Raw genomic sequence first — 2,903 nt, forward strand, 5'->3', positions numbered from 1 at the left:
AGCGCTCGAAGGTGCGCGGGGATGCCGTCAGCTCGTGGTGCACGTGCTCCATCCACTCGGGCGCCAGGCGCTGGAGCCCCCGCCTCATCCGCTCCTGGATGGTGGCGACGGTGCGCGCCTGCTCCTCCTCGCTCCTCCCCGCCAGCGCGCGCAGCGGCACGTGCGTGGACACCGTGAGCGTGCGGTGGCCCGGCGGCGCCCGGCCCATGTCCGCCTCGCCGCTGAAGGAGGCGAAGAGGTGGTTGCCCTCCACGAAGGGCGCCCCCTCGTCCTGCACCAGCTCCAGGTGGTGCGCCTGGGGTGAGGCCTCCTCGGGCGCTCGCACCACGAGGTACAGCATCACCGCGCCCCAGCCCTCCGCGACGCGTCCGCTCAGCTCCCGGAGGTACGCGGGCTCGCGCTCGGGCGGCAGGCCCAGCAGGCGCGTCAGCCCTCGTGGCAGCAGGTTCGTCACCACGTGCCGCGCGAGCAGTTCGCCCCGGCGCGTCGAGACCTTCCAGCCTCCTGGCACCGCCTCCAGCCCCTTCACCCGGTTGGCGTACAGCACCTCGCCCCCGCCCGCGGTGACGGCCCCCGCCAGTGCGCTCGCCAGCCGGCCAATGCCGCCGCGCACGTGCCCGGTGCCTTGCCAGTAGTAGTCCATGGCCCCGAGCGCGAAGGGGGCCTCGGCCTCGGTGACTCCGCACTGCACCGTTATCTGGCAGAGCGCGTCCAGGTACGTGCGCAGGGGGGTGAAGCCCAGCAGTCCGAAGCGCTCCAGCACGGCGCCGAGCGGCCTGCCCATCCAGCGCAGCAGGGGCAGGTAGCGCGAGGCCCGTGAGGCGTGCCGCAGCAGCGCCCGCACATCGAGCGGCGGCAGCAGCGTGGGGTCGTCGAGGAGGTGCCACAGCGTCCGCGCCACCTGCCGCTGGAGGGTGAAGAAGTCGCGCAGCGCGTCGGCCGGGGCGTTGGGAAAGGCGCGGAGCTGCTCCATCAACCGCTCGCGCTCGCGGTACACGGTCAGCCGCAGGCCCGGGGTGCGCAGCTCCACCAGCGGGTCCAACCAGTCCACCGTCACGTCCAGCCCGAGCTGGCGTACCCAGCGGCCAAAGAGCTGATCCTCGCCGAGCCCGGAGAAGAGGGTGGCGCCGGCCTCGAAGGAGTAGCCGTGCCGGCGGAAGGTGCTGGCGCAGCCTCCCGGGTAGTTGAGCGTCTCGCACAGCGCCACGCGGGCGCCGCGCTGGGTGAGCTCGAGCGCCGTGGCCAGTCCGCCGAAGCCCGCGCCCACCACCACCGCGTCATACCAGGTGTTCGTCATCGTCCCCTGCCGGCCGCCCGGCGGGAGTTCAGGGCTGGGCCTCGCCCCGAGGCTGCACGCCCTGCTCGGGCCGCACGCCCGCCTCGCGCAGCACGCGCACCACCTCGGTGGCCATGACGCGGTGGCCCTCGGCGCTCGGGTGGATGCCGTCCACCTCCAGCCCATCGATGAAGAGGTGCACGTTGTTCGGCTGGCGCGTCACCGCCTCGAAGTCGATGACGTTCGGGAAGGAGGCCCGAATCCACGCGTTCATCTCCAGCCGCTGCGCCTTCACCACCTCGTAGTCGCCGTGGTTGGACTTCTCCTTGGGCAGCAGCGTCCCCACCCACGGGCGGCAGAAGGGCCGCAACCGCGAGATGAGCGTGTTCATCCGCGCCTGGAGGGCGCTCGTGCCAAGGGAGCTCAAGTCATTGGTGCCCAGCAGCAGGATGCAGTCGGTGACGCCCTGGAGCGCGAGCACCTCCTGGTCCAGGTTCATCAGCGCGTCATAGAAGCCCTGGCCCGACACCCCGGCGTTGACGAGAGGCACGCCGAGCCGCGCCTCGGCCAGCGAGGGCCACGCCCGGCGCGTGTCGTCGTGGTCGGAGATGTAGCCCTCGGTGATGCTGTCGCCCAGGGCGACGAAGGCGCGCGAGGGCGGTCCCTCCACGTCCACCGTCATCAACCCCACCGCCTTCTCCCACGCGCTGCCCCCCAGTGCGCCCGGGACGCTCGAGTACGAGCCCGAGCGCACATAGCTGCCGGGCAGGGCCATGATGGCGCTCACCGACAGCGCGCCCTGCACCTCGAAGGACACGGCCAGCTCGTCGCGGAAGCCCACGGCGAAGGGCACGGGATCCGACACCACGCGCACCCGCTTGCCCACGGAGAAGCCCGGCGTGCCGGAGAACGTCACCGCCACCGGCGCGGAGGCCAGCGAGCCATTGGGCCCCGCACGGGCCACCGTGGCCTTGCGCAGCACGAGGCTGCCGTCCCCCGAGCGGAAGGTCAGCCGCACCCGCTGCCCCGCCCGCCCCACCGGCACGCGCAGCCGGAACGTCACACTGCCCGTGCTGTAGGACCAGCGCAGCGCCTGGTGGAAGCCCGGCTGGAACATGGGCGGCACCGGCCGGGGCTCGCCCTGGGCCCGCTCCTCGCGGATGGGCGCCACCTCCAGGCCACCCCCCGCCAGCGGCGACTCCTCGTGGGTGCTCAGCGTGGGCGCATTCCCTGCCTCATCGTGGAAGGACTCTTCCCACCCCTCCGGCCCGGGGCCACACCCCATGGCGATGATGGCCCACGTGCATACCAGGACTCGCGTCCCCAACCTCCCCCGCATCCGTGCCCCTCCCCGTTGCCGGAGAGAGTGTGCACCTCGCAGGCCAACGGGGAGGGGGGCACCCCCCACGTCCTCCAGGAAACAGCGACTCGCCCCGCGGGGTAGGGTGGGGCCGACACACGACGGCCCCCGCTCGCGGAGTGCGCGCGGAGGCCGTGCCGTGATGCTGCCTCTTCAGGTGACTACGGCAGGACGCGCGCCACCAGCTTCCACTTGCTGCTGGTCATGGCGGTGTTGTCCAGCCACGTGGACACACCGATGAGGCCGGCCATGGTGGTGAGGCTGAAG

At 72.6% G+C, this 2,903-nt stretch carries 2 protein-coding genes; both read right to left on the reverse strand.

From position 1 onward, the window contains the following. A partial coding sequence (locus tag VF794_RS36680) for an NAD(P)/FAD-dependent oxidoreductase (RefSeq protein ID WP_331117824.1) occupies positions 1–1,297 on the reverse strand: 1,297 nt, incomplete at its 3' end. 28 nt (positions 1,298–1,325) lie between these two features. Further along, entirely contained in the window at positions 1,326–2,615 is a 1,290-nt protein-coding gene (locus VF794_RS36685) for an SGNH/GDSL hydrolase family protein (protein ID WP_331117826.1), read from the reverse strand. Between the last annotated feature and the right edge of the window lie 288 nt (positions 2,616–2,903).

It is taken from the genome of Archangium sp. (assembly GCF_036389735.1).
In the GTDB taxonomy this organism is placed as follows: Bacteria; Myxococcota; Myxococcia; order Myxococcales; family Myxococcaceae; genus Archangium.

What these genes read in the sequence shown, in the direction of transcription:
- VF794_RS36685 (WP_331117826.1), bottom strand. Translation starts at nt 2,615, where the DNA reads ATGCGGGGGAGGTTGGGGACGCGAGTCCTGGTATGCACGTGGGCCATC.